This is a genomic window from Arthrobacter sp. BC5, from assembly GCF_056680255.1.
Map to the genome: position 1 here is coordinate 78,623 of NZ_CM155273.1, position 25,626 is coordinate 104,248.

The window sequence follows — 25,626 nt, forward strand, 5'->3', positions numbered from 1 at the left end:
CGGATGTCGACGGCGGACCGCGGTCAGGCACCGGGGACGGCTCGTCCCCTGGGGTCCGACCACGCCGTCGGACGGTCCCGGAACCGCCGCCGCATCGTCCTCAGCGAGCTCGCCCTCGCCATCACGTTCACCCTGACGATGGTGCTCGGCGTCGTCGAGCACGAGAACCTCGACTCGACGGCGGTCTTCCTCACCGGCTGGGCGCTGAACCTGCTCGTGCTCGTCCTGTGCTGCACGCTGCCATGGTCCCGCATCCCGAGCCGTTGGGTGATCCTCGTTCCGCTGGCGGATTTCGTCGCCGTCGGGCTCGCCCGTGCAGCGGCCGGCGAAAGCCTCTCCGGCGTCGGGCTCCTGGCCGCGTTCCCGGTGGTCTGGATCGCCGCCTCCCGCATCAGGACCAGCACGGCCGTCGCCCTCACCTTCGTCGCGTCCCTGGCGATGGTCTGGCTTCCGCTGGCTTTCACCGCCACCCCGGTGACCTACGACTCCCTGAGCAACCCGATCCTGCTGCCCATCATGCTCACCGGCCTCGCCTGGTTCGTCAGCGAACTCACGAAGGACAACCGGCGGCGGCAGCAGGCGCTCAGGGTGTCACAGGCCGCCCTGCGGGAGAGCGTGGAGGCCGGCCGGGAACGTGAGCGCCTGCTCAGCACCGTGCTGGACACGGTCAGCGTGGGGCTCCTGGCCGTGGACGCGCAGGGCCACGACATCCTCACCAACGCGCGGCAGCGGGAAGGCCACGCCGGGGCGGCGCCCGCGGGCAACGACGACCCGAGCGAGGCCGAGCTGCTGATCTTCGGCCCGGACAGGGTCACCCCGATCCCGCCCGAGCAGCGCCCGGTGATCCGGGCGATCAGGGGCGAGGACCTCGAGAACGAGCAGATCTGGCTCGGTGAGGGGCGTTCGCAGCGCGCGCTGAGCATCTCCTCCCAGTCCATGCACGACGACGACGGCGTCCTGGCCGGGACGGTGGTGTCCTTCAACGACGTGACGGAGCTGGTCCTCGCGCTGCAGGCGAAGGACGACTTCCTCTCCAACGTCTCGCACGAGTTCCGCACGCCGCTGACGTCGATCCTCGGGTACCTCGAGCTGACGCTCGAGTACGGCGACAGGCTGCCCGACGACGCCGGCGCCTTCATCGTGGTGGCGCGGCGCAACGCCCTGCGGCTCGAACAGCTCGTCGAGGACCTCCTGGCCATCAACGCGGGCACCTTCGCGGTTCATGCCGTGCCCGCCGACGTCGGCACCATCCTCGCGGACGCGGCGTCGTCGGCCGAGGTGCGCGCGACGCGCTCGGACCTCCAGCTCGTCAACCGGGCGCCGTCGAGCCTGCCCGCGGTCGTGGATCCCGGCCGGCTCGCCCAGGCCGTCGACAACCTGCTCAGCAACGCCGTCAAGTACAACCGGCGGGGCGGAAGCATCACGCTCGACGCCTCGCTCGGCGACGACGGGCTGGTGATCGAGGTGGCGGATACCGGCATCGGCATCGCGGCGGAGGAACTGGACCGCGTCTTCGAGCGGTTCTTCCGCTCGCCGTCGGTCCGCAGCTCCGCCGTGCAGGGCGTGGGGCTCGGCCTGCTGATCACCCGGAGCATCATCGACGAGCACGGCGGATCGATCTCCGTCAGGAGCACGCCGGGCCAGGGGACCTGCTTCACCGTCCGTATCCCGCAGCCGCCGGCAGCCGCCGGGACCCCGGGCTAGGCGTTCGCGGCCAGGAGCGATTCCTCGAGCGCGACCCACGCGAGCATGGCGCACTTGACCCTCGCCGGGAAGCGCGAGACCCCGGAGAACGCGGCCGCGTCGCCGAGTACCTCCTCGTCGGCCTCGATCCTGCCGCGCGAGCGCATGACCTCCCGGAACGCGTCCACCAGGGAGATCACCTCGTCCCGCGGCAGCCCCTGCACCAGGTCGGTGAGCACGGATGCCGAGGCCATGGAGATGGCGCAGCCGGCTCCGTCCCAGGTCACCGAGGTGACGGTGCCCTCGGCGACTCCGGCCCGGAGGGTGATCTCGTCCCCGCACACGGGGTTGAGCTGGTGGGACTCCCCCGAGCGTCCCGCGCCGTCGTACTCGCGCAGCGGCGACCCGTGCCGCGCCTTGGCGTGGTCGAGGATGATCTGCTGGTACAGCTGTTCGAGGCCGGTGCTCATCTAGTGCGCTCCAAAGAAAGGACGGACCCGGGCGACGGCGTCCAGGAACGTGTCCACCTCGTCCGTCGTGGTGTACAGGTACGTGCTGGCGCGCGTCGTGGCCGTCAGGCCGAGGCGCCGGTGGAGCGGCTGCGCGCAGTGGTGGCCCACCCGCACCGCGATGCCCTTGTCGTCGAGGAACTGCCCGACGTCGTGCGCGTGGACACCCGCGACGTCGAAGGCCGCGAGGCCGATGCGCGGGATCCCCGCCGCCGGCCCGAGGACGCGGATGCCGTCGATGCTCCCGAGGCCCTCGACGAGCCGCGCGCCCAGCGTCGACTCCCAGGCCTCGATGCGCTGCATGCCGGTCTCGGCGAGGTAGTTCACCGCGGCGCCGAGGGCCACGGCCTGCGAGATGCGCTGCGTGCCCGCCTCGAAGCGGTTGGGCGCCGGGAGGTATTCGGCGCGCTCCATGGTCACCGTGGTGATCATGGAGCCGCCCGTGAGGAAGGGAGGCATGGCGTTGAGCAGCTCGGCGCGTCCGTAGAGGGCGCCGATGCCGGTGGGGCCGAGCATCTTGTGGCCGGAGAACACCAGGAAGTCGACGTCGAGGTCCTTCACGTCCACCGGCAGGTGCGGCACGGACTGGCAGGCGTCGAGCAGCGTGAGTGCTCCGGCGGACTGCGCCAGCCGGACGAGCTCACCTACCGGGTTGATGGTGCCGAGCACGTTGGAGGCGTGGGAGAAGGCCACGATCCTCGTGGCCGGCGTGATGAGGGCCGCGGCCTCCTCGAGGCGCAGCGCGCCGTCGTCGTCCACCGGGATGTACCGCAGCTCCGCGCCCGTGCGTGCGGCGAGCTCCTGCCACGGGATGAGGTTCGCGTGGTGCTCCATCTCGGTGACCACGATCCGGTCGCCGGGTCCGACGGCGAAACGGCGTGCGGCCTCTCCCCCGCGTCCTGCGGCCGCATTGGACATCGCGTAGGCCACCAGGTTGATGCCCTCGGTCGCGTTCGACGTCCAGACGAGCTCGTCGGTGCGGGCGCCGATGAAGCGGGCGACGGCCGCGCGGGCGTCCTCGTAGGCGTCCGTCGCGTCGACGGCCAGCGAGTGGGCGCCACGGTGCACGGCCGCGTTGCGCTGCTCGTAGAACTCCTGCTCGGCCTCCAGGACGCTCACCGGGTTCTGGGAGGTGGCGCCCGAATCGAGGTAGACGAGCGGCTTGCCGTTGACCTCGGTCCCGAGGATCGGGAAGTCGTTGCGGATGCGGTGCACCTCGGCGTCGGTCAGGCCGGCGCCGGACGGGGTGAGCGTGACGGGCGTTTCAACCACGGGCACTTCGGGCTCCTCGGATCGGGCAGCAGCCCCTGCGGTAATTACGCAAGGATTCTCTGCTCTAATCCTGCCACCCGGCGCCCGTCGGGGCATCCCAGTGCTGCCTAACTATGGGAGGCTCCGGGTGGTGGGTTCGGCCGCCCGCAGGCGGACGGAAGGGCCGGTCGATGGCGACCGGCCCTTCCGACGTGCTGCTGTGCAGGGTCAGGATGCCCTATGCGGCCTTGCGGTGGCGGCCGCGACCGGCGAGGACGACGCCGGCGCCCAGCGCGAGCAGGGCCGCACCGATGCCACCGGCAACCTTCATGTCCTCGCCCGTTCCGGTGTAGGCCAGCTCGTCGGTGCCCGTGGTGTTCCTGGTGTCACCGGCGTCGTAGGACGGCGTAACGGCGCGGTCTTCCTCGCCGGCCACCTCGCAGCCGATACCGTCCCTGTCGCTGTCGAGCCCGGCGCGGTAGCCCGCCTCGCCGAGGTAGATCGGCGCTGCATTGGCGGCGCGGACGGCGTCGCAGTTCTCGTAGTAGACCTCGGAAGCGAAGCCGGGCGTGGTGTCGGGAACGTCCACGACGACAACGGGAACGTCGATGACGACGTTCGTGCCGGGCGCATCGTTCACGGGGGTGCCGACGACCGGCGTCTCCACGGCCGGTGTCCCGACACCCGGGGTCCCGACGACCGGAGTTCCGACGACCGGGGTCTCGACCGGAGTCTCGACCGGAGTCTCGACCGGAGTCTCGACGACCGGGGTCTCAACGACCGGAGCCTCGACAACCGGGGTCTCAACGACCGGAGTCCCGACGACCGGCGTCCCGACGATCGGCGGCTGGTCGCCCGGGGTCTCGACGACCGGAGTCTCGTCGCCCGGGGTCCCGACGACCGGAGTCTCGACAACCGGGGTCCCGACGACCGGCGGCTGGTCGCTCGGGGTCTCGACGACCGGCGGCTGGTCGCTCGGGGTCTCGACGACCGGGGTCTCGACGACGGGAGTCTCGTCGCCCGGCGTCTCGACAGCGGGCGTGGCCGGCGCCGTCGTGAAGCTGTAGTGCGATACTGCCTTGCCCGATGAGTGGGAGACCACGAGGGTGGCTGCGTAACCGGCGGGATCGAGGACGACGTACTCGGGCCCGTCACCCTGGTTGCCGGAACCGGCCTTCACACAGTAACCGGTGATGACCATGCCTTCGGGTGCTGTCAGTGTGACCGTTTGGGGGTCGCCCTGCGTGTCGATCTTGCCGCTGCTGAGACCCGCGCACACCTGATCGGTGGGCGCCACGGACGTGGCGAGGGCCGGCGATGCCATGGTGGTGAGACCCGCAGTTACCGCGAGAGCGAGGTAGGTAGTGCGCTTGTTCATGTAGGACCTTCGTCGAGGATTCTTGGGAGTTGAGAAGTGAATGGCTCTTCCGAAACAGGTTCTGGAAAGTCCGAAGCTCACTTCTCATTCCATGTCACCCCGGAAAGTACGCTCGGGTAACCAGCAGCGCTCAGAACACGGAGTCCCCGGGGGAAGACGAGTGCCAGTAGCGGCTGGGAACGTAGTTTCTCCAGGTGGCGTGAGTGGAGGGGGCGCGCCGAGAGGGACATTCTCCGCACCCCGCAGGTGGTTCGGCGGGCGGTTTCCCACTCGGCGCCCGGAGGGTCATCCCCGTGCTGCCCGCGTTCCAGGGGTGCCCGGCGTCAGGTCTCCAGGGGATTCAGCACCGCGGCGGGCAGGGTGATCGACGGCCGCGGCGCTGACGGGGCCGGCTCGTTCCCGGCCTGCGGCTGCCGGTCACGCTGGCCCTGGTTCAGCGAGGCGTGGAGTTCCTCGAGGACCGCCGGCGCGGCGGCCACCGGCACGGTCTCGGCCGCCGGGGAGTCGGCGGACCGCTGCCGGTAGACCACCTTGGCATGGAACAGGTAACGGACCACGAAGGCGCATGCCAGTGTGCCGGCCTGCGCGATCATACTGTTGACCACCAGGACCTCGACGAGCAGGAGGAGGAACGGCACCCTCAGCACCGCTTCGATGTTGTTGAACCCGACGGACTGGGCGAACCGGTGGCGGAGCACCCGCGCGCTCCGCGTGTCGCCGGCGAAGACCAGTTTCTCCTGCATCACGAAGTTTGTGAGGATGGTCAGTTCCGCCGCCACCAGCGCCGCGGCCACGTAGTGGACGTCGAAGGCCAGGAGCACCGCCATGATCAGCAGGTTGAGGACGGTCCCGATGGCGCCGACCACTGCGAAGAGGCCCGCACGGCCTATCCGCAACTCGCCGAGCTGGCGCAGGAAGCGCAGGTCCTGGGCCGGTGTCGCCTTCGGCTGCCGGGCAGCATGCGGCCCGACATCGAAGGGGACCTCCTCGACGCTCAGCCTGTGGCGCAGGAGGATGTCCAGCAGGACGTGGGGACTCTTCGGCTGCACCAGTCCCGGGTCGATCGCGTCCCGCCGGAACGCGAAGAAGCCGGCCAGGGGATCGCTGCAGTTCCGGAGGCGCGCCGGGAAGAGGACGCGCGCCACGAAAGCAGCCCGCCACGCGCCGGGAGTCCTGGAGGGGCGCGGGAGGTTCCCGTCCGGCGTTGCGGCGCCGCGGTAGCGGGATGCGATGACCAGGTCGGCCTGGCCGGACTCGAGCCGCGCGAGGAGGATCGGGATCAGTTCGGGCGGGTGGTGCGGGCCTCCCTCCATGACCAGGCAGTAGGTTGCCCGACTCGTCGCGATACCCTCCATCACCGCGCCGCTGGACCCGCTCCGGGGATCGTCGGGGCGGACGCGGCGCACCGGCACGCTTCCGCCGGTTCCGCCGGTCCGGCCGGTTCCGCCGGTTCCGCCGGTTCCGCCGGCCCTGGTGGGGTGCGCATCCCGAACGGCGTCGACGATGATGATCTCGGCGTCGATGCCCGCGCAGGCTCCTCCGATCCGCCGTACCAGCTCAGCTGTATCCGCTGCCCGCCCGATACCGGGAATGATGACCGAGAGTCTCACCGTCAATCACCCCTCGGCACGTCCGCCGGGACGTCGACACGGTTGACGCTCCATTCCCCGAAGGTCACCACGGGTTCCGAATACTGGAGCGCCTTGCCGGTCCGGGTCAGCTCGAGGTTCTCGATGTTGTCCAGCACGATCGGCCCGACGATGATGTATTCGACGTCCTGCCACCCGCCGGGGTGGACTGCGTCGAACTGCTCGTCGAGGTCGGGTTTCTCGATCGCGATCATGGTCCAGGGATCGTCCCAGCCGCTCGAATTCAGGTCGTGCCACATGGAATACGGCGCCAGGACCACGCTCTCCCGGTCCACGTTGGCCTGCACCCACTCGACGGTCTTCAGCCAGTCCGTGTTCGTCTCCGCCGTCAGCAGCACCCGGTCCTGCTGGAGCCACTGCGGCATGGACATCAGGGACAGCGCGGCGGCCAGGACGAGGATGAAGGCGGCGCGCAGGGGACGCCGCAGGTGGTGGTTGTGTTGCCAGAGCCTCTCCGAACCCGACCACGCGAGGTCCACGGCTATTCCCAGCGCCAGGGCGAGGAACGGGATGACGGCGATGATGTACATGGCCGGCAGGTAGCCCTGCCCCAGCACGATGGGGACGGCGAACACGAAGATCGCCAGGGCCACGGCGTGGCTGTTGCGCCTGAGGAGGCACACCACGGCAGCGACCAGGCCGGCGGCGATCAGGTACTTGTCGAAGTAGAGCCAGCCGTCGAGCAGTTCGGATCTGCTCGAGCCTGCCTCGAAGATGGTTCCCGAGCCCGACCTCTCGAAGAACTGGTAGGCGAGGGCGTCCTGGAGGGAGACGTGGTCCTCTCCGGCGACGAGCTCGTTCCGCAGGAGCGCCGCGAGCGGGTAGAAGGCCAGGAGGAGGCCTCCCACGGCGAGGAAGCCGACGATCGAGAACGCCCGGTTGCTCCACCGCGGACGGTTGACCATGGCCAGCAGGAGCGCCGGGCCGAAGATCGCGAGCGTCTCCTTGGACAGGACCGCCACCGCGAAGCAGGCGCCGGCGAGCACGTGGTCCCGCAGCGAATGGCGGGTGCTCAGTGCGAGGTAGAAGGCCAGGAGGAGCCACGGGACTCCCACGTTGTCCAGGTAGACCTGCCGCCCGAGTACCAGGGAGAGCGGGGAGAGGATGAAGACGATCGTGGTGAGGGCCGCGAAGGGCGTGCGCACGCGGAGCCGCCGCGCGAGCATGTAGAGCAGCATGGCGCTGGCGACGAAGAAGACGGAGATGACGTACCGCGTCGCTCCGATCGCCGTCCCGTCCCCGAGGTTGAGGATCAGGGGGATCCAGTTGAGTGCTGCTATCTGGATCCAGCCCAGCGGCGGGTGGTCGTACCAGTAGGTGTAGGGGGCCAGTTCGCCCTCGTGGACCGAGAAGGCCTGGGCGGTGTAGGTCCCCTCGTCATCCTGGTAGCTGGGGGCGCCGTTCAGGTTCCACAGGCTCAGGATCACCGCCGCCACCAGCAGGCCCGCCATGGTGAAGCGCTCGCCCCTGCTCATCCTGGTCAGGGTGAACGGTTCGTCCCGCGCCAGGGGGGCGACATGCGCCGCACGGCTCCTGGGCCTGGGCAGCGGGAGCTTCAGTGGTGATTTGACCTCGAGCAGGGACATCGGGACCTCCTGGGAGCGTGCGAGACCGGCGGGACCAGTGCGGTCCCGGTCAGGGAAAGGGCGTGAAGAGCCTGGGCTAGATCTGCGCCGTGGCGGTGGTTTCGATGTAGGACAGGTGGGAGCCGGCGTGGCTCGTCTTCTCCCAGCGGAAATCTCCCCGCTGGAACTTCACGAGGGCCCGCAGGGCGGAGAACGCAAGGACCATCTGGTAGAAGGGCGTTCCGATGATCAGCCGCGCGTAGTCGTACGGTGACAGCTCGAACCTGTGATCCCTGCCGAACTCACGCAGCATGCAGAGATCGAAGGCGATGGTGGCCAGGGTGGGGATCAGCGGCAGGAAGGCGATCAGGGTGACCAGCAGGGGGAAGTTCCCCCAGACGGCCGCGACGATCGCGATGGGGATGCAGACACCCGCGAAGGCCATGAAGTGCTGCTGCATCAGCGTCCACCACGCGATGACGCGCATCCTCCGGGTCGGCAGGGCCTTCCAGTCGCCCTTGGCGAAGACCTGCATGAAACCGAGGGACCACCGCGTCCGCTGCCGGACGAGCGTCGCGAGCGAGTCGGGCGTCTCCTCCCGAGTCACCAGTTCCGGCGAGTAGGCGACGACGATGCGCCTGTTGAGGGTGGACAACCTCACGCCGAGGTCGCAGTCCTCGGCGAGGCAGGCACCGTCCCAGCCTCCGACGGCCAGGAGGAGCTCGCGTCTGATGAAGACGGTGTTGCCGCCCAGGGGGATGAAGCCCTGGCGGGAGTGGGCGTGGAGCCGGGACCTGAACCAGGTGAAGTATTCGAGGCAGTTCCGCAGCGAGTACCAGGTGTCCCGGTAGTTGATGAGCTGCACGGCACCCTGGACCACATCGGCATTGCGCCGCGTGAAGACACTGTCGATGTGCGTGAGCAGCTCCCGCGCGGCGATCGACTCGGCGTCGAAGACTCCCACGACGTCGTTCCGGCACATGGCCAGGGCATCGTTCAGTTGGCGTGGCTTGTTCTTGGTCTCGTGCCTGTCGAGCGCCACCCGGACGATCTCGGGGAACTCGTTCGCCAGGCGGTACGCGTTGGCCATTGTCTCCGGGTCGTCGTGCCCCACCGAGATGATGATCTCCTTGCGCGCGTGGGTCTGCGACAGCAGCGCCCCGAGTGTTGCCCGCATGACGTCCTCGCGCTCGTTCCGGCACGGCATGATCAGGGAGAAGGACAGCGTCTCCGTCTCGAGCAGACCCGTGTAGGAGGTCCGCACCTGGGTCTTCGGATCCCACCAGGCGTAGGTGTTCAGGTAGAGCGTGGACGATGCGATGGCGAAGAGCACGAGCGCCACGACGACGACGAGTGCGCATCCGAGCAGGTAAAAAGTCATGGTTGTCCCCTGTGAGTTATGCGGAAGAGTGTCGTTTGCGCGCTGTCAGTCGCCGGCTCCGCAGGCCGTGCCGTCCGCGTTCGTGTCGAGGTCCTGTGGATCCGTTGCTGCCTGCCGGACCGCGATGCCGTCGGGGAAGAAGCCGCGGACCTCGTCGCAGGACCAGAAGTGCAGCATGGACCGCGGATCGGCGCCGCTGTCCGCCATCTGCTGCACGTGCTCCGCCGAGCTCGGCGGTACCACCGGCAGGCACTGCCCGTCCGCCCCGTACTCGGCAAGGCAGCCGCCGAGGGCCGCCTCACCCGCTGCTCCGAGGACCTCCTCGGGATCTACGGGACCCCGAGGTACGAGGCCCGCGGAACGGTCGGCGCCGTTGCCCGCATCGGAGCCCTCCGCGCCGGCCTGGGCCGGGACGGCCTCCGATCCTGCTTCCGCAAGGGACTTCTCCTTCCGCGCTCCGGGCACCGTTGTCTGCTCGGACGGGTTCTGGGCCGCCAGCTTCTCCCCCGGCTTCCCGGACGCCGGTACCTTCGCCGCGTCGGCAGCCCCCTGCCCCGCGGGCTGCCCCTGGGACGGCAGAGCGGCGGGGACGCCACCGGGCGCCTGTGCGGCGGGGGGTGCACCGTGGGCGCCGGGGTGGGCCGGCGCCTCGAGCGGTGTCGGCTCGCCTGCGACGGCCAGGGCCGGCGCGTCGGCAACGGCCGCCGGTGCCGAAAGCGCGGCAGGAGCCGACGACGGTTCCGCTCCGGTCCGGGCCTGCACGGTCTCGGCGGCCACGAATCCGCCCCAGGCGAGGGTCACGGCTGTCGCGATACCGGCCGCGGAGAACAGGACCGCCCCGCGGCGCCGTCGGCGGCCCCCGGTCGGGGAGCCCGGTGTCCGGCGAGGTGATGCTGACTGCGATTCGGGATTCATGAGATCCACACCCACTTGGCGATGCTAGGGACACCCTTGGTGTCGAGGACGGAGAGCATGTACGGCCCAGGGGGCAGCAGGTTCCGGTTGGCCGGCACCAGCGCGCTCCGGGTACCGCCCGTCCCGGTGAGGGGCAGGTCGACGAGCCGCGCATTGGTGTCCGTCTGGTGCGTGGCCGACATCGGCGAGATCAGCGAGGCCGACGCGACGTCACCCGTGACGGCGAGCTGCAGGGCCTGCCCGTAGGTCGCCCGCGCCTGCTGTGTCGCCACGGTCGGGCGCACGCCCTTGTAGAGGTAGGGCGGGCTGTAGAGCGAGATCCTCAGTTCGAAGGAATTGTCCGCGGGGTTGGATCCCATCACGGCGACCTTCCCACTGGGCAGGAGGATCGAGGTGGAGTGGTAGTTGCGCCCCACCGGGTCCGCGTCGATCGATCGCCAGCTATTGGTGGCCGGAGTGTAGATGGCCGCCGTATCCACGTTGCCCGCGCGGTTGTACCGGGCGCCGTTGGCCGCCAGGACCGTCCGGTCAGGGAGGTTGACGAGGTTGACGTACGCCTTGCCCGGTCCGGGAAGGTCCGGTCCCGGGACGTATGCGGGACTGGGCTTCTTGAAATCGATGATGTCCACGAGGTTGATGGCCGCCGCGTTGCCGTCGGTATTGCCGCCCCCGACGATCATCAGCTTCTGGTCCTGGACGGGGCCGATGAAGACGGAGCCGGCCTGGTCGCGCATGTCCTTCTGCCGGAGACCGGGTACGTCCCAGATCTTCGCCGTGGTCCAGTCGTAGAGGCTGGCGCCCGTGCCGGGCAACCCGTTCCCGAAGGTGTGGGCGCCGGTGTAGAACATCTTGCCGTCGTCGAGGAGGAACATGTGGGGGTAGGTTCCCCAGAAGCTCCACGTCTGCGGCACCTGGTTCTGCGGGAGCCAGCTCATGGTCTTCGAGGAGAACATCTCGGTCAGGACCGTTCCCTCGGCCTTCTCGTCCAGCCCGCCCGCCGACCAGACGTCGCCGTTGCCGAGCTTGGTGAGGGACGGGTACCAGTGGGCTCCCGCCATGTCGGTGGTCGGGTGGAAGGTGTCGTCGGCGGGGTCGAAGTAGTAGCTCTTCTTGGAACCCTTGAACGTGTTCGGCCCCTGGTCCTGGGCGGGGAAGGCCTCCGTACCACCTGCGAGCAGCACCTTGCCGTCCGGCAGCGTCACGTGCCCGGCGCAGAACATGTCGTACGGCACCGGGATCTCCTTGAACGCGTTGGTCTCGGGCGTCCAGACCACCGCCCTGAACGCTCCTGCGGTGAACACCTTCTCCTCGTTGCCCGAACCGGCGATGAGCAGCACCCGACCGTCGTTGAGCAGCGTGTTGTGGAGTGCGCGAATGGGTAGCTGCTCGCCCTGGACCGTCCAGGTACCGACGCTCTCCGGTGTGCCGGCCGGCGGGGGAACCACCACCGCGACCTGTCGTGCGGAGTAGTTGGTGGTGCTGAGGGTGCCGTTGCCCGCGACCGAGAGCCCGAATGCGATCCGGTCCACACCCGCTGGTATTGCGGGTGTCCGGGCCGAGGCCGTCGTCCAGACGCCCGATGCCGGCACCGCCTTGAGGTCCGTCCAGTACTGCCACCCGTTGGCGGTGTGGGAGAAGACGCTGAGCCCGTGCTGCCCGGTTCCGGTGCTCTTGTAGTCGACGGCGATGTCGTACTGCGCACCGCCGGTCACTGCCGGGGCGCATCCCGCGGCCTCCGATGTCAGGAGCTTCGCGTCGCCGGAGACGTAATTGGTGACCGAGAGCTGGAACGAACGGGTACCCGCGACAGAATTCGCGGGAACGTCTGCGGAAATGGCTTGCGCAACGGTCCTGTTTCCCCATCCGGCAACCTGGAAGCACGCCGGCACGGGATTTCCCTGCGACAAATTCCCATTTGCGACCAATTGCCCCGTGGGAGGCGCGGGAGCTGCCTGGACCGGCGAGAGTGAATAGTCGTCGGTGACCAATGTCCCATTGGTGTTCAGGGCGAGTCCGAAGATTATCTGGTCCGTTCCGGCGGGAATGGCGGGCGTCACCGCCGCTGCCGCCGTCCACCCCGCGGCGGCAGGAACCTGCTTCACGTCACCCCAGTAGCTCCACCCCTGCGCGGTGTGGCGGAACATGGTCAGCGTCACCGGGGCGGAGGACTTGTACCAGATCTCCATGTCGTAGGTGCCGCCGGCAGTGACCTTGGGAGCGCACTGCGCTGTCTCCGTCTGCAGGAGCTTGCGATCACCCTGGACATAGGCCTTCGTGGTCACTTCGACCGACCGCCCGCCGGTCCGTCCGGGCTGGAAGGCCCAGGTCCCCTCCGTTCCCCACCCCGAACGCGAGAAGCAGGTGGGCGTTCCCACGCCTTCCTCGAGCGACGGATTGACGACGAGGTTCCCCGGAGCAGCCTCGGCCGGTGCGTCCAGTGACGGTGACGCCACCAGGAGGCACGCGATCAGGGCCAGGATCGACAGGAAGGGAAGGAGCCTCGAAACCCCCGTCCGGCGCTTCACGATGCGCCCGTCCTGCACCGCGAGGAATCTGCGGAATTGCGCAGACCGGCAGGTGGGTGAATTGAGACATTCATGAGACGGACCATTGGAACCCCAGGGAATATGGAAAGCGTGAGAGCTATTCCTTGAAGCCTAGGTATGGGGTCAGGAGCACGAACGAGTACCCGCTACTGCACTTATTCCGCGCGCACCCAAGGGTCCTACTCGTTCGAATTCGGCACGCTACGTGATTCCCCTGAATCATGCACTCGGCACGCCCCCACGGGATTACTCCCGGCACCACCCCCGGCACCGCTGCCACTACTCGGCGCCGAGCGTCCCGGCGCCGAGCGTCCCGGCGGCGGGCGGGCTAGGGTGCCGTGTTCTCGAGCGGCTGTTGCAGTGCTTCGCGGCTGCTGATCCCGAGCTTCGCGAAGATCCGGTAGAGGTGGCCCTCGACGGTGCGCGTCGAGACGCCCTGGATGGCCGCTATCTCACGGTTGGTGTGTCCCGCTGCGACGAACTTCACGATCACCTGTTCTCCGCGCGTCAGCCGTGTGCCGTGGGCTCCCGAGGTTGTTGTGCCACCGGGCAGGATCCTGAGGTTCGCCCGCAGTGCGAACAGCTTCCGCTCGATGCCTCGCGCCGCGGCTCCCGCCGGCCCGAGCAGCACGGCTTCCTCGAGGGACCGCACGGCGAGGAGGAGGGAGCCGCGATCCTCGGCCGCTCCGCTCACCTCCACGAGGGCGTCCCGGTCACCGGCTTCAGCGGCAGCGGCGAAACGGTGCATCACCAGCCCCTCCTCGCCGTCGAACGCCCGCGTGACGTCCGCGAGGTGTTGCAGTGCGCTCCGGTCTCCCAGCACGACGGCGTGGTCCAGCGCCGTGGCAGCCACCAGGAGTGAGCCTCGACCCTCCGCCTGCACGGCGATCCGGCGGAGGCGCGGCAGGACGTCCGGTTCTCCCAGGTGTCCGAGCGCGGCGGTCGAATACGCCTCGCCCATCTGGTGCATGACAGAGGCCGGCTGTCCCTGCGGCGCGCTCCGCCCGTCGAGCAGGGCGCGCGCCCCCTGCGCATCGCCGGCCCGCGCGCTGGCATAGGCGGCTACTCCGGCTATCCACCCGAGGACGTGCGGCGCGTCGACGTCGCGGAAGGCCTCGACGGCGAGGAGCAGGTGGTGCCGAGCGGTGCGGAAGTCGCCCGCGTGGAGGCTCATGCTGCCGTCGATCACGTCGAGCCAGCCACCGAGGAGGCAGGAGTGCGCGCAACCGGGCGGGTAGGTGCGGTGGAACACTCCGCGCGCCTCGTCCCACGCACCACGGCAGACCAGGGCCAGCAGGTGCTCCCCGACAACGGCATCCCGGTAGGTCAGGAGCGGTTCGGGATCCGCCTCGAGGAGGGCACCTGCCCTTTCCAGGGCCTCGGACGCGGCCCGTGGGCGGCCCGCCCGTGTGTGGACATGGGCCAGCAGGCCGAGGTATCCCACCTGCAGGGCCTCCGGCAGGGCGGGATCCGGCGGCACGGAGGCCAGGTCCGCCATGCCGCGCAGGTCCCCCTGCAGGATCGAGGCGAAGGTCCGGAGCAGGCGCGCGCCGTTGCCGGCCTCGCCCGCGTGCGGCTCGCCGTCGCCGCCTGCCGCAGGAACCAGCAGCTCGGCCCACCGGTCGACGTCGTCCTGCGGTCCGCTTCCAACGGCTCCCTCCCGCAGGCGCATGAGGAGGGCGAGGACGATCGCCTCCCGTGCGGCGTCCTGGCTGTCGGCAGCCCGGAGCGCTTCGTCGAGGAGCGCACAAGCGAGCTCGTAGCGCCTGCCGTTCCAGTGTGCCCAGGCCGCCTCGAGGAGGTAGGAGGAGGTCGGCTCCGGCGCCCGGACAGCCCCGAGGGCCCGCTGCGCGAAGGACGGATCGTGGAGGCGGTTCCCGATCCTGGCGGCCCGCAGGAGCAGCACGTCGTCGAGCGGCGACGACGTGTCGAGGGCCGAGGCGACCGCGCCCATGACGTCACGGACACTGCGGAGGGGTTCGGGCCTGGCGGCATGGGCGCGCGCCGCCAGTTCCAGCGCGCGCACCGCCGTCATGCTGCCGCGGATCGCCTCCGCGAGCAGGGGGTGCCTCAGGGAGACCAGGTGCGCACTCCCCGGATCCAGCTCGATGAGCTGCTCGTGGAAGAGGTGCGCCAGGGTACTCCGATCCACGTCCGCTTCGAGGGAGGCCGGGGGCACCGGCCCTGCCACGGCCAGGAACTCGAGGGCCGTGCGTGCGTCACCGGCCTGGTCTCCGAGCCCGTGCAGGACGAGGTCCGCCAGCGGGCCGTCGAGGGCGGGGCGCGGTCCGCGAGCGCGCCAGACACCGTTCTCCTCGACGAGGTACCCCTGCACCCTGCCCTGGTCCACGAGCATGGTCAGGAACAGGGGGTTGCCGCGTGTCGTCTCCGCGAGCAGCCGCACCGTACCCGTGAGGACGGGCCCTCCGAGCACCTGCTCGCACACGTCCCGGACGCCCGGGAGCGTCAACGGCTCGACGACGTACTGTCCGAGCAGACCGTCCTTGACGGCACGGGCGAACTCCCCGGCGGGGCCCGGGACCTGACGTGCAGTCGCCAGGACCTTCACCTTGCGGGCAGTCGCCAGCTGCATGATGAGCAGGGCCGATTCGTCGTCGAGGCGGTGGGCGTCGTCGATGAGGAGGATGGGCGGCGACTGCGCCTTGATACTGCTCGCGATGTGCCTCATGAAGTGCCGGAGGACGGCGGCAGGAGATCCGACGTCCGCCACGCTCAGTTCGCCGAGGTAGCGGGACAGGGCGCCGTAGGGGATCGGCTGGAGGCCTGCTCCGCCCCTGACCTGCAGCACGGTCACGGCGTCCTGCAGACGGCCCGCGGCCTGGCGCGCGATGGCGGTCTTGCCGATCCCCGCCTCACCCACGAGGACGACGCCGACCGAGTCCGGTGCCATCAGCTCGTCGACGACCGCGCGGACGAGCGCCGACTGTCCGTGAAGTGTCGGTGATCCCTCTGCCGGGCCCGTCATGGCTTCGCGAACACTGAACGCAGTTGCTTGCGGTTGTGCACGCCCAGCTTCGCCATGGCCCGGTGCACGTACCCTTCGGCGGTCCGGACCGAGACGTGCTCCGCCGCGGCGATGTCCCTGTTCGAGGCGCCGCGGGCCACCATCCTGGCCACCGTCCGCTCGCGATCGGTCAGCGACTGGCGGGTCAGGGACCGCCTCCGTTCCACGGACGTCTGCCTCAGGATCTGTTCCGCGCGGACGAAGATCAGGGGGTCGTCCTCCGGTGCGCGCAGGTCCACGGCGAGCAGTGCCGAGGACCCCGCCAGGTCATGGTGTCCGATCGCGAGGCCTGCCTCGGCGGCCTCGAGGAGGAGGGCGGCGTCCTGTGCCAGGATCCCCTTGCCCAGGAGCAGGCTGCACCGCGCCAGCGGAGTGCGCAGGTCACCCGCCCGGACCGAGAGGCGGTGCGCGGACGCGTACTCCCCCAGGCGCACCGCCTGCATCAGGAAGACGAGCTCGAGGCCCGTGTTGCCGAGCCCGCGCTCCCTGTCGGCGCAGCGCAGCATCTGCCGGGCTGCGGCCACGGGTTCCTCGAGCAGGGACATCGTGAGGGTGCTGAAGTAGTCGGAGGTGCTCAGGGACACCCAGTCGGACGGCTCCCCCGCGTGCCGGGCGCGGTCGAGGTAGTCCCGGGCGGCGTCGTCCTGGCCGTCCAGGGCGTACGCGTACGCCGCGGCCGCTTCCGGTGCGGGCAACGTCGCTGCGCGCTCCTCCGCCTGCAGCTGGGCGATCGCCGGCAGGAGTGCCGCGAGGGCTTCCTGGCTGCGGCCCGCACCTGCGAGCAGCATGCCCTCCATGCTCTCGGACCATGCCTCGTCCTGGACCTGCCCGGGCAGCCCGGACCCGGCGTGCAGGAGCTGCAGCGCCTCGTCGAGCCGGCCCGCCGACACCAGGGACATCACCACGCTGCGGCGCGCCTCCTCCCGGTCCGACGGGTTGGAGGAGGTGTCGGGGCACCATGCCAGGGCTTCCGCAACCAGGTCGGCGCGCTCGTGCTGTCCCGTGGACGCGAGGGCGACGACGAGCATGCCCCTCACCCTGATGGCTGTGGAGGAGGAGTCGACGATCGAGGTGAGGAGCACGGAGGCCCGCTCGACCACGTCCGCGCAGCGTCCCCGGAGCAGTGCCAGCTCCAGCTCCAGCAGGGCGAGTTCCCCCGTCACGTCCGCGGCGTCGGGGCCCTCCGCGGCCGCGCACTCCACTTCGCAGGCGCGCAGTTCCTCCATGACGACGTCGGGGTGGTGCGCGTGCCTGATCCTCATCCGCGCGCCCTCCAGGCGCAGTGCTGCACGGACGGCCGGTGGCAGGCCGGGGTGCCGCAGGAGCGCGGCGATCGCGGCACGGGCGTCCTCGGCCTCGGCGCCGTCGAGCGTCACGCGCGCGTACTGCAGGACGGCGTCGGGGTGCTCCTCCCAGGCGTCCACGCCGGACAGGAAGCGGCGGGCCAGGTGGGGAAGCGCCAGGTGGTTCGCGTGCCGTGCCGACCGCAGGAGGCGCGCGTCCGTCACGGGACTCCCCGCCTGCATCAGCCAGGTGGTGAGGCGGACGTCGGCGTCCGGGGGCAGCCCACCGTGCCGCTCGATCTCCCGGAGTGCGCCGTCGACCGCCGTCTCCGGTGCACGCGCCAGCGCGGCCCGGAGCACGGCTCCCGCGAACGGATCGTCCAGCACCGCAGTGGGAGCATCACGGTGCAGCACCCGGACCACCCGGTCCCGCTGCAGCCTGTCCACCTCCTCACCGGGGACGTGGCGCAGGAGCATCCGCAGGGGGATGGCCCCGAGGACACCCAGGAGGGCGACCGCCGTGCGGGCGTCACCGGACAGGGCGTCGAGGAGGTCGGAACCGGCGCGCGCATCGGCGAGGCGCTCCTCCCCCGGGAACCGGGGCCGGGTCCACACCCCGTTCCGGAGCTCCAGCCCTCCCGACTCGAGCGCCAGCGGGATCATGGTCCGGAGGGCGCCTGCCTTCCCGTTGCTCCCCCTCCACAGGTCCACCGCCAGGACGCGGGAGACGGGGCCGCCGAGCACCTCCTCCGCGAGCTCCCGGGTCTGCCCGAGTGTCAGGGGGTCGATGTCGATCCGCTCGATCAGCTGGTTCCGCCACAGCTCGAGGAAGGGCTCGGGGGTTCGCCGCACGTCGTCGGTGAGGACGACGACCCGGACCGACCGGGCCGAGGCGAGGTGGGCGAGGACGGTCGCGGAGTGCGGGTCCAGGTCCTCCACGTTGTCGACGACGATGATGGGCCTGCCGCCGGGCATGCGGCCGAACATCGCCTGGAGTGCCGTGAACAGGAGGAGGGGGGTGCGTGCGGCGTGTTCGTCGACGTCCACGAGGAGGACCGTCAGCGCGCCGTAGGGCGTGCCGGCCCCGACGCTCGACCCGCGGATGTAGAGGATCTCGGACCTCTCGGAGAGAGTGTTGACGGCGTTCCGCGCAACCGTCGTCTTGCCCTGGCCCGCGGCGCCCACGACCAGCGCGCCCGACGAGCCGGCGTGGAGCAGGGCTGCCTTCACCCGCTCGATCTCCGCGGTGCGCCCGACCAGCGGCCACGCGCCCGGTGCCACGCGCTCGAGCAGCGGGCCGGCGCCCGCACGGGGGGTCGGGCCGGGCTGCGCCGGACCCGCCTCGGCCCCCGTGTTCAGCTGCTTGCCCATGACCCGTCCCCATCAACCGCTCGCCGGTCCCCCGCTTCCGACCTGCTGCCGGAAGCCCCCGCCGACTACGGTGGTTTCGCCGAATCATACTCGACGTCGTCGCCCTGTGTACTCGCGCAGGCCCTTTCCCGCTTCGCGCGGAACCGTGCTTCCCACTCGCATGTGCGCGTGAGTACGCGCGAGTACGCGCAGCAGTCGGTGGTTAACCGTGCCCGGGGGCGGCCGGTCCGCGTACTCCTTCCTCGAGGGTGGGGCAGCCGCCCAGGCTGTCCGTCTCGAGCATCAGCCGGGTGAGGGCCGTCCACGCGGCGCCGTAGTAGGTGTCGTAGTCCTGGCGGAGGCGGTAGGCACGGTCGATGTCCCGAGCGGCGGACCCGGGCTCGCCGTCCGCGGCAGCTGCTGCCGCGCGTGCGAGGTAGGCCAGCGGGTGCTGGTCGCCGGCGCTGCCGGTACCGTCGAGACCGAGTGTCACAGGGATCCGATCCTGCGTGCCCAGCGGTGCGTGGAGGAGCGCGGCGATCTCCCGGTCCTCCGCCCTGCAGGATTCGGCGTACCGGATGGGGAGCCGTGCCGCGTCGTAGCTGTAGTGCGCAGCCGCTCCTTCCCCATCCGCTCCCGCGATCGCCCCGATCCCCTGCCCTGCCTCGATCAGCGCCCAGTCCGGCGGCAACGCCGACTGCTCCAGGAGCGCGTGCGTGGCCTGCGCGCTTCCCGCCATGATCTCCGACCACCTGCGGTCCCCCGTACTGCTCGCCAGCACCGCGAAGGAGACGGGTGACGCGTACGAGGGGTTGTAGGTGTGATCGCTCCCGTCGACCGCCCAGAGTCCCGGCAGGAGGACCAGCCCGAGCGATGTCCGGGCCGTCATGGCAGCCAGGACCTCCGACGCGAGCGCGTTGCCGTCCGCCGTGAGGTCGGGCCGGCCGAAACGCTCACCCGCGAGGACCAACGCGCGCGCGGCATCGACCTCCGCATCTGCCGCAGGTCCCTCGTCCCGTACCTGCCCGTCCTGCCAGTGCCACGACAACAGGCCGTCGTCCCGCATCAGGTGGGTCTTCGTCCACGTCCAGATGAGGTCGAACCGGGCCTCGTCGTCCGCCCCCACGGCGATCAGGAGCCCGTAGGCCTGCCCTTCGCTGACGGTGTCGTCGCCCTGGTCACGCCGTACCACCCGGCCGTCGTCGTCCACCCACGCGTCGAGGAACCGTTCGGCCTCCTCCTGTGCGCTCCAGGCTTCGCCGGCCGCCGGGACCGTCCCGGGGGCCGTGCCCGCCGGATCGCCGCGGCCGGCCAGCGCCGCCATTCCGAGCACGGCCAGGAGGACCACCGCTGCCGCTCCGGCACCGATCGCCCACCGCGTCCTGCGCCGGGCTCCCCGCCGGGCTCTCCGCTGGGCTCTCCCCTGGAACAAGGGTCTCGCTGGCACGTGTGGCCCGCCTCCTTCGTGAACCTGCCCCGGATGCTACGGAATGGTCTGCGGTTGCCGTGCCTGCACGCGCGTCCCTGGACCGCCCACCTGCAGCGCGCGGTCCTGGTCCTCGAACAGCCGCGTCAACTCGTTGCGTCCGTTGATGGCCAGCTTCACGTACATCCGCTGCAGGTGGCCCTCGACCGTGCGAACGGACAGGGAGAGGGCCTGCGCCATGCCCTTGTTGCTCTGGCCGGTCACGGCGAGCCGCGCGACGGCGAGCTCGCTCACCGAGAGATCGGCGACACCGCGGGCACCGCCCGGCACCTCGAACCGGGTGCCGACGAAGGGCTCGCTGTACTGGCTGAGACGGCGGGAAGCCGCCCGTGTCTCGGCCCCGGCAGCCGGCTCGCCCTGCAGCGTCCGCGCCCGCTCCGCCGCGTTGACGGCGATCAGGGGGAGGCCGGAAGCGGCAGCGCGGTCCGCTGCGTCCGCGAGCTCGGCGCCGTCGCCGGCAGCGACCGCGCGGGCGAAGCTGCGAAGGATCGAGGCCTCGCCCCCCTGCATGTCCGCCGCGAGTCGCGCCAGGCGGTCGGCGCCGTCGTCCTGGCCGAGCAGCAGCGCCAGGACCAGCAGGTCCTTCTCGCACGCGCGGAGGCCGGTGGTGCCGGCTCCGTCGATCAGCGACGCGAGCGACGGCGCACCCTGTGCGGTCCGGGGGTCCAGCGAGGCAGCCGCAGCAGCGAAGGCCTGGCCGAGCATCCCGCGTTCCGTCCTCCCCCGGCGCGGGAGGCTCCGGCACTCGTCCGCCAGCGCCAGGGCCTGGTCCGTGTTCCCCAGTACCGCAGCACCCCAGGACGCGACCCCCAGGGCATAGGGCAGCAGGAGCTGCCGGTCCACCGTCCGCAACCGGGCCAGGGCCGGCACCAGGCTCCGCATCCCGGCCCGGAAGCTGCCCTGCCTGACGAGCACGATCCCGCGCAGGGCCTCGGCCGCGCCGAAGGGCACCGGACCGGACTCCGCTTCCTCGATCAGGCCGATCGCCTGCTCGGCCTTCCCTGCATGCGCGAGGACGAGGACGTGCTGGGTCAGGAGATCCTCGGTGACATGGATCAGCGCATACGGCTCCCCCGCAACCGCTCCGAGCGCGGCCTGCGTACTCTGCTCGGCCTCGATCGGCCGGCCCAGCATCCCCAGTGCCTCGCCCCGGAGACCCAGCCCGACCGCGCGCGCCTCCAGTGAGCGGTACTGGCGCTCGACCACCAGGAGCTCGGCCGTGGCGGGATCACCCTCGTCGAGGCGGATCTGCGCCTCGAGGAGGTGCAGGCGCTCCTCGTGCTCGCCATCCTCCGTGCCGGCGTCCCGGCCGGTGGGCGCGGCCTGGGCACGGAGCAGCGCCTGGAGCTCGGTCGGGGCGGCACCGGCGAGCCGCATCACGGCGACGTGCAGGACGACGGCGGCCCGCGCCTGGTCGCCGGTGGCATCCGCGACGTGCGCCGCGAGCAGCTGCAGTGCGTTCGCCGTCCGCCCGGAGGCGGCGAGCAGGCGCGCCCGTTCGACGTCGGCATCCAGCCGCCGCTCCCCGGACAACGCGTGGATGAAGCCCTCCGACGACTCGAGGCAGCCGAGGTGGGTGGCGACCCTCGCTGCGTCGGTCAGCACGCCTGCCGCCACGGGTGAGCCCGTCTCGACGGCCCACTCGAGATGGCGGATGCGGTGGCACTGGTACGGGGGAAGGACGTACGCGGGCCCGTGGAGCTCGTCGCGCAGCAGGGCCTTCCGGCCGAACGGCAGGGTTGCGCGGATCACGTCCGCGTACAGGCCGTAGCGCAATGTCAGGTACCGGGATTCGGCCGGGTGGGTGATCGCGAGCCGCTGGTCCACCAGCGAGCGCACGGCGTCGGTGCCCGTCAGGCGCTCGAGGTCGGCGACGGCCACCGATCCGCCGAGGGCGAGGATGTCCAGGGCTTTGCGTTGGGCCTCGGGCATGGACGCGACGACGGACGTGACCAGGTCCGCCAGGGCATCGGCGAAGGGTTCCTCCACCGGGGCCGTGGTGCAGCCGTCTCCGGCCGCGGCGCGTGGGCCGCCGGACGCGGCGTGGCCGAGCACCGCGTGCAGCAGCATCGGATTGCCGCCCGTGGCCCTGTGGAGCTGCAGGGCGGCCCGGCGGCCGAGTGCCGGCGCTCCCAGGGCGGACCCTGCCACCGTGTGGAGGCTGTCGGCGCTGAGCGGTTCGAGGTGCAGGCGGTCCAGGTAGCCCTCCCTGGCGAAGGTGTGGAGCCCGCCGGCCTCGGCCAGGGAGTAGTCGGCGAAGGCGACGATCCGGATGGCTCCGGTGACCACCAGCTGGGTCAGCACGTGCGCGCTCTCCTCGTCCAGGAATTGCGCGTCATCCACCAGCACCACGCTGGTGCAGCGGCTTCCGGGGCTGCCCAGGCGTTGCCGCACCACCCGCAGCATGGAGACCGGACTGCTGAGGGCGGCGTCGGAGACGGGACCGGCGGCTTCGCCGAGGGCCCCGTACGGCACGGTCCGCAGGGCCCGCGTCGCGCGGACCACGTGGCGCTGGGAGGCGGCCGGGGCCGAGCGCTCCAGGGCGCGGAGCAGATAGGACTTCCCCAGGCCTGCCTCACCGAACACCAGGGCACCGTGGCTGTCCTCCCTCCGCAGGACGTCCTGCAGGGCGTCGATGACGGGTTGCCGGTCCGGCAGGAGATCGCCGGTGCCGAGGAAGTTCATCGCGCTCCCGTCAGGATCAGGTCGGCGAGTTCGTTGCGGGCGCGGATGTGGAGCTTGGAGTAGACCTGGTACAGGTGGCCCTCGACCGTCCTGACCGTGACACCCATCTGCACGGCGATGGATCTGTTGCTCTCCCCCTGTGCCGCGAGCCGTGCCACTTCCCGCTCGCGCTTGGTCAGGCGTTCGAGTGCGGCGCCCAACTCCAGGTCGGCGGTGTCGCCGAAGAGCAGGCGGGCCCGCTGCTGGACGCCTTTCAGCACGCCGCGGGTGCCGGAGAGCTGTGCCGCCTGGAGTGCCTGGGCGGCGCACTCACGGGCGAAGCGGCTGTCACCGGCGAGTTCGGCGTGCTCCATCGCCTGGGCGAAGAGCTCCACGTCCCCGGTGGCCGTGGCCTTCGCGTAGAGCTCGCAGGACGCCCCGTAGATCCCCTCGACGCGCGCGGCCGCTCCGGCGAGCGCCGTGGCGGCACGGGAATCACCGGCGCGGACCTGCGCGAGCCGGTGGCTCATCTCGAGCATCCACGCGCCCTTGCCCCGGGCAGCTTCCGCCAGCTGGCCGAGCTTCGCCGCCGTCTCCACCCGTGACTCGCGCAATCCTGCCGAACCCACCTGGAGCTGGCTGATGAAGGCGTGCGCCGCCCAGGGGACGCCGTGCCCTGCCTGCGCGAGGGGAAGATACCCGATCGCCGCGCCCAGGGCACCGGCCTCGGCAGAGCTGTACGCGAGCGCCGCAGCCACCAGCGGCAGGAGGCTGTACGGGTCCTGCAGTTCGAGCTGCCGTGCCACCGGGAAGAGGAGCGCCCGCGCCTCGTCCGGGCGGCCCTGGACAGCCGCTGCCACTCCCCTGGCGCTGTCCAGGACGATGTCGGCGGCACCGGAGGAGCGCTCCCTGCCCTCGACGCCGGGACCGGGCACCGGTCCGCCCGCGGTGCCCGCCGCGTAGTGCACTGCGGCGAGCCGCAGGTGCGTGACGTCCAGGGTCGTGCGGCTGAACGCCTCCTCCTGCGCTAGCTCCGCCTGGAGGGAGCGCGCGAGCCCGACGGCGGCATGTTGCCCGTCGGTCATGGCGAGGGCGACGCATAGCAGCCCGTCCCCGAGCACCACCTGCTCCGGGGTCCAGCCGGTGCGGTCCGCGCCCTGCAGGATCTCCGCCGCCGCCTGGTAGTTCCCGCTGAACGACGCCTCCTCGGCGCGTGCGATCGTCAGCTCACCGCGGTGCTCGAGGATCTGCCGCCCCGTCATGCGCGTGCTTCCGGGCTGCCCTCCTGCGCCTGCGAGCCGTTCGTCGGCTTCATCGAGCAGCGCCTGCCGCTGCGCCGGGGGCTCGCCCACGAGTCGTGCAGCGCGGCTACCCAGGATGAGCAGGCTGACCGTCGTCGCCGTGGAAGCGCCCGCCGACGTCGCGCGCCCCCTGGCCAGGAACGCCCCGGCCTCGTCCCCCCGGCCGGCGGCGAGGGCGGCGCGGGCCGCCTCGAGCAGGTGTTCGGGGCTGTCGTCGGACTCCCGCGAGGCCCAGAAGAGCGCCCGGTCGGCGAGACCTGCGAAGGTGCAGCGCCTCGCCGCGGCCAGGGAGAGGTCCGCCGGCACGGGCAGGCCGGCAACGAGGAGCCATTCCGCGTGGAGCACCGGATCGAGGCCGGTGGGATCGAAGGCACCGATCGGCCGGCCGGTCAGCAGCAGGTAGAGCTCCGCCGCCTCGGCGGCGCTCGTCTGCTCCCGGACGGCGGCTGCGAAGAGCCTCGACGCCAGGGATACCGTCGTCGCTCCTTCCCCACGGTTCTGGACGGTCAGGGGCTGCAGGGCGTCGAGGTGTGCTGCCTCCGTGGTCGCCCGGGCCGGCTCCGGCACCGGCGCGTCCGAGGGACCGCCGGGCTCGGCGGCGAGTCGCCGGACGACAGCCGCGGGCAGGGCACCGGCGAAGGCCAGTGCCCGCAACATCCGCAGCTCGCGGGCGTGCAGGGCGCCGAGGGCGGACCGCGCCCTGTCCCGGACGGGGGCAGGGACCCGGGGAGCGGCGGCGGGCCCGGCCGCGACCCACGCGCCCCGGTGGAGGACGAGGTCCGACTGCGGTAGATCCTCGAGCGCAGCGCAGAGGAACCGGGCGTTTCCCTCACTGGAGCGCCACGCCGCCTCGACCGCCTGCGGGGACAGGGGTGCCCCGAGCGCCGCTTCCGCGATGCCGCGGATCTCCGCCCGCGTCAGGTCCGGCAGGTCGAAGCGCTCGAGCTCCCCGTCACGCCACAGGTCGGAGAAGGATTCGTCCACGGTCCTGAGCGACTCGGCGGCGATGAGGACCGACGCTCCTCCGCCGCTCACGAGCCGGGTGATGATCGTGGCCGACTCCGGATCGAGGTGCTCGGCGTTGTCGATGGCGAACACCACGGGGCGGCCGTCGGACTGCTCCGCGAGGAGGGTCCGGATCCCCTGCAGGAGGGTCAGTGGGTGGCTCGCCTGCTCGGTCTCCAGCTCCGCCAGGAGGAAGGCGATGGCCCGGTACGGCTCGGCGGAGGCATTCTTCGACGCCCAGATGCGGACCACGTGGTGCGTGCGGGAAGCGCGGTGTGCCACGGCGCGCAGGATGGCCGTCTTGCCGCTGCCCTCACTGCCCAGCAGTACCGCCCCGATGCGGCCCGGGGCGAGGATGCGCTGGTGGACGTCGTCGATGAGGTGCGCCCGCGCCTCGAGGAAGGCCTGCTCTCCCCCCGCCGCCACAGAAGGACCGCCGGATGCGGGCGTGCGCGTGCTGATGAGACCGTGTGTTTGAGACTCCACGAAGTTTTCGTCCTCTTCCCCAGGCAATGCACCAAAGACCTGTTCTTCACACTAGGAAGCGGATGTCCCCGGTACACGAGTGAGAGGTACTGAGGGTGGAAGTCGAGCTACTCGATTAAACCCTCGAGCCGGAGAGGCGACCACTTGGA

At 71.0% G+C, this 25,626-nt stretch carries 14 protein-coding genes; 1 reads left to right on the forward strand and 13 read right to left on the reverse strand.

The features are described 5' to 3' along the window. Nucleotides 1–3: 3 nt before the first annotated feature. Nucleotides 4–1,704 carry a sensor histidine kinase gene (locus AC1MFI_RS00290; RefSeq protein WP_479818681.1) on the forward strand — a complete coding sequence of 567 codons (1,701 nt, stop codon included), beginning with the start codon at nucleotides 4–6 and terminating at the stop codon, nucleotides 1,702–1,704. Here the strand turns inward: AC1MFI_RS00290 and sufU are convergent. The 13 genes from sufU to AC1MFI_RS00355 all read right to left on the reverse strand — a co-directional run bounded on the left by sufU (nucleotide 1,701) and on the right by AC1MFI_RS00355 (nucleotide 25,477). After that, on the reverse strand, nucleotides 1,701–2,153 hold the full coding sequence (gene sufU, locus AC1MFI_RS00295) for a Fe-S cluster assembly sulfur transfer protein SufU (protein WP_479818683.1): 453 nt from the start codon (nucleotides 2,151–2,153) through the stop codon (nucleotides 1,701–1,703). The genes AC1MFI_RS00290 and sufU overlap by 4 nt on opposite strands. Beyond that, nucleotides 2,154–3,470 (reverse strand): aminotransferase class V-fold PLP-dependent enzyme, encoded by a 1,317-nt coding sequence (locus AC1MFI_RS00300; protein ID WP_479818685.1) that lies wholly within the window; start codon nucleotides 3,468–3,470, stop codon nucleotides 2,154–2,156. 211 nt (nucleotides 3,471–3,681) lie between these two features. Next, nucleotides 3,682–4,821, reverse strand: a complete 1,140-nt coding sequence (locus AC1MFI_RS00305; protein WP_479818687.1) for an excalibur calcium-binding domain-containing protein — start codon at nucleotides 4,819–4,821, stop codon at nucleotides 3,682–3,684. A gap of 323 nt (nucleotides 4,822–5,144) precedes the next feature. After that, nucleotides 5,145–6,431, reverse strand: coding sequence for a GtrA family protein (locus tag AC1MFI_RS00310; RefSeq protein ID WP_479818689.1), 1,287 nt, complete (start codon nucleotides 6,429–6,431; stop codon nucleotides 5,145–5,147). 2 nt (nucleotides 6,432–6,433) lie between these two features. After that, on the reverse strand, nucleotides 6,434–8,056 hold the full coding sequence (locus AC1MFI_RS00315; RefSeq protein ID WP_479818690.1) for an ArnT family glycosyltransferase: 1,623 nt from the start codon (nucleotides 8,054–8,056) through the stop codon (nucleotides 6,434–6,436). 76 nt (nucleotides 8,057–8,132) lie between these two features. Next, nucleotides 8,133–9,416 (reverse strand): glycosyltransferase family 2 protein, encoded by a 1,284-nt coding sequence (locus AC1MFI_RS00320; RefSeq protein ID WP_479818692.1) that lies wholly within the window; start codon nucleotides 9,414–9,416, stop codon nucleotides 8,133–8,135. Nucleotides 9,417–9,461: 45 nt separating this feature from the next. After that, nucleotides 9,462–10,331 (reverse strand): hypothetical protein, encoded by an 870-nt coding sequence (locus AC1MFI_RS00325; RefSeq protein WP_479818694.1) that lies wholly within the window; start codon nucleotides 10,329–10,331, stop codon nucleotides 9,462–9,464. After that, nucleotides 10,328–12,874, reverse strand: coding sequence for a galactose oxidase early set domain-containing protein (locus AC1MFI_RS00330; protein WP_479818696.1), 2,547 nt, complete (start codon nucleotides 12,872–12,874; stop codon nucleotides 10,328–10,330). Before AC1MFI_RS00330 ends, AC1MFI_RS00325 begins: the two co-directional genes overlap by 4 nt. 331 nt (nucleotides 12,875–13,205) lie before the next feature. Continuing rightward, entirely contained in the window at nucleotides 13,206–15,863 is a 2,658-nt protein-coding gene (locus tag AC1MFI_RS00335) for a helix-turn-helix transcriptional regulator (RefSeq protein ID WP_479818698.1), read from the reverse strand. After that, nucleotides 15,860–18,556 (reverse strand): helix-turn-helix transcriptional regulator, encoded by a 2,697-nt coding sequence (locus AC1MFI_RS00340; protein WP_479818700.1) that lies wholly within the window; start codon nucleotides 18,554–18,556, stop codon nucleotides 15,860–15,862. The genes AC1MFI_RS00335 and AC1MFI_RS00340 overlap by 4 nt, the downstream gene beginning before the upstream one ends. 202 nt (nucleotides 18,557–18,758) lie before the next feature. Beyond that, nucleotides 18,759–19,982, reverse strand: coding sequence for a glycosyl hydrolase family 8 (locus AC1MFI_RS00345; protein WP_479818702.1), 1,224 nt, complete (start codon nucleotides 19,980–19,982; stop codon nucleotides 18,759–18,761). Between the two features lie 36 nt (nucleotides 19,983–20,018). After that, nucleotides 20,019–22,706: a helix-turn-helix transcriptional regulator gene (locus AC1MFI_RS00350; RefSeq protein ID WP_479818703.1), complete on the reverse strand. Its 2,688-nt coding sequence runs from the start codon at nucleotides 22,704–22,706 to the stop codon at nucleotides 20,019–20,021. Further along, nucleotides 22,703–25,477, reverse strand: a complete 2,775-nt coding sequence (locus AC1MFI_RS00355) for a helix-turn-helix transcriptional regulator (protein WP_479818705.1) — start codon at nucleotides 25,475–25,477, stop codon at nucleotides 22,703–22,705. The genes AC1MFI_RS00350 and AC1MFI_RS00355 overlap by 4 nt, the downstream gene beginning before the upstream one ends. Nucleotides 25,478–25,626 lie beyond the last annotated feature (149 nt).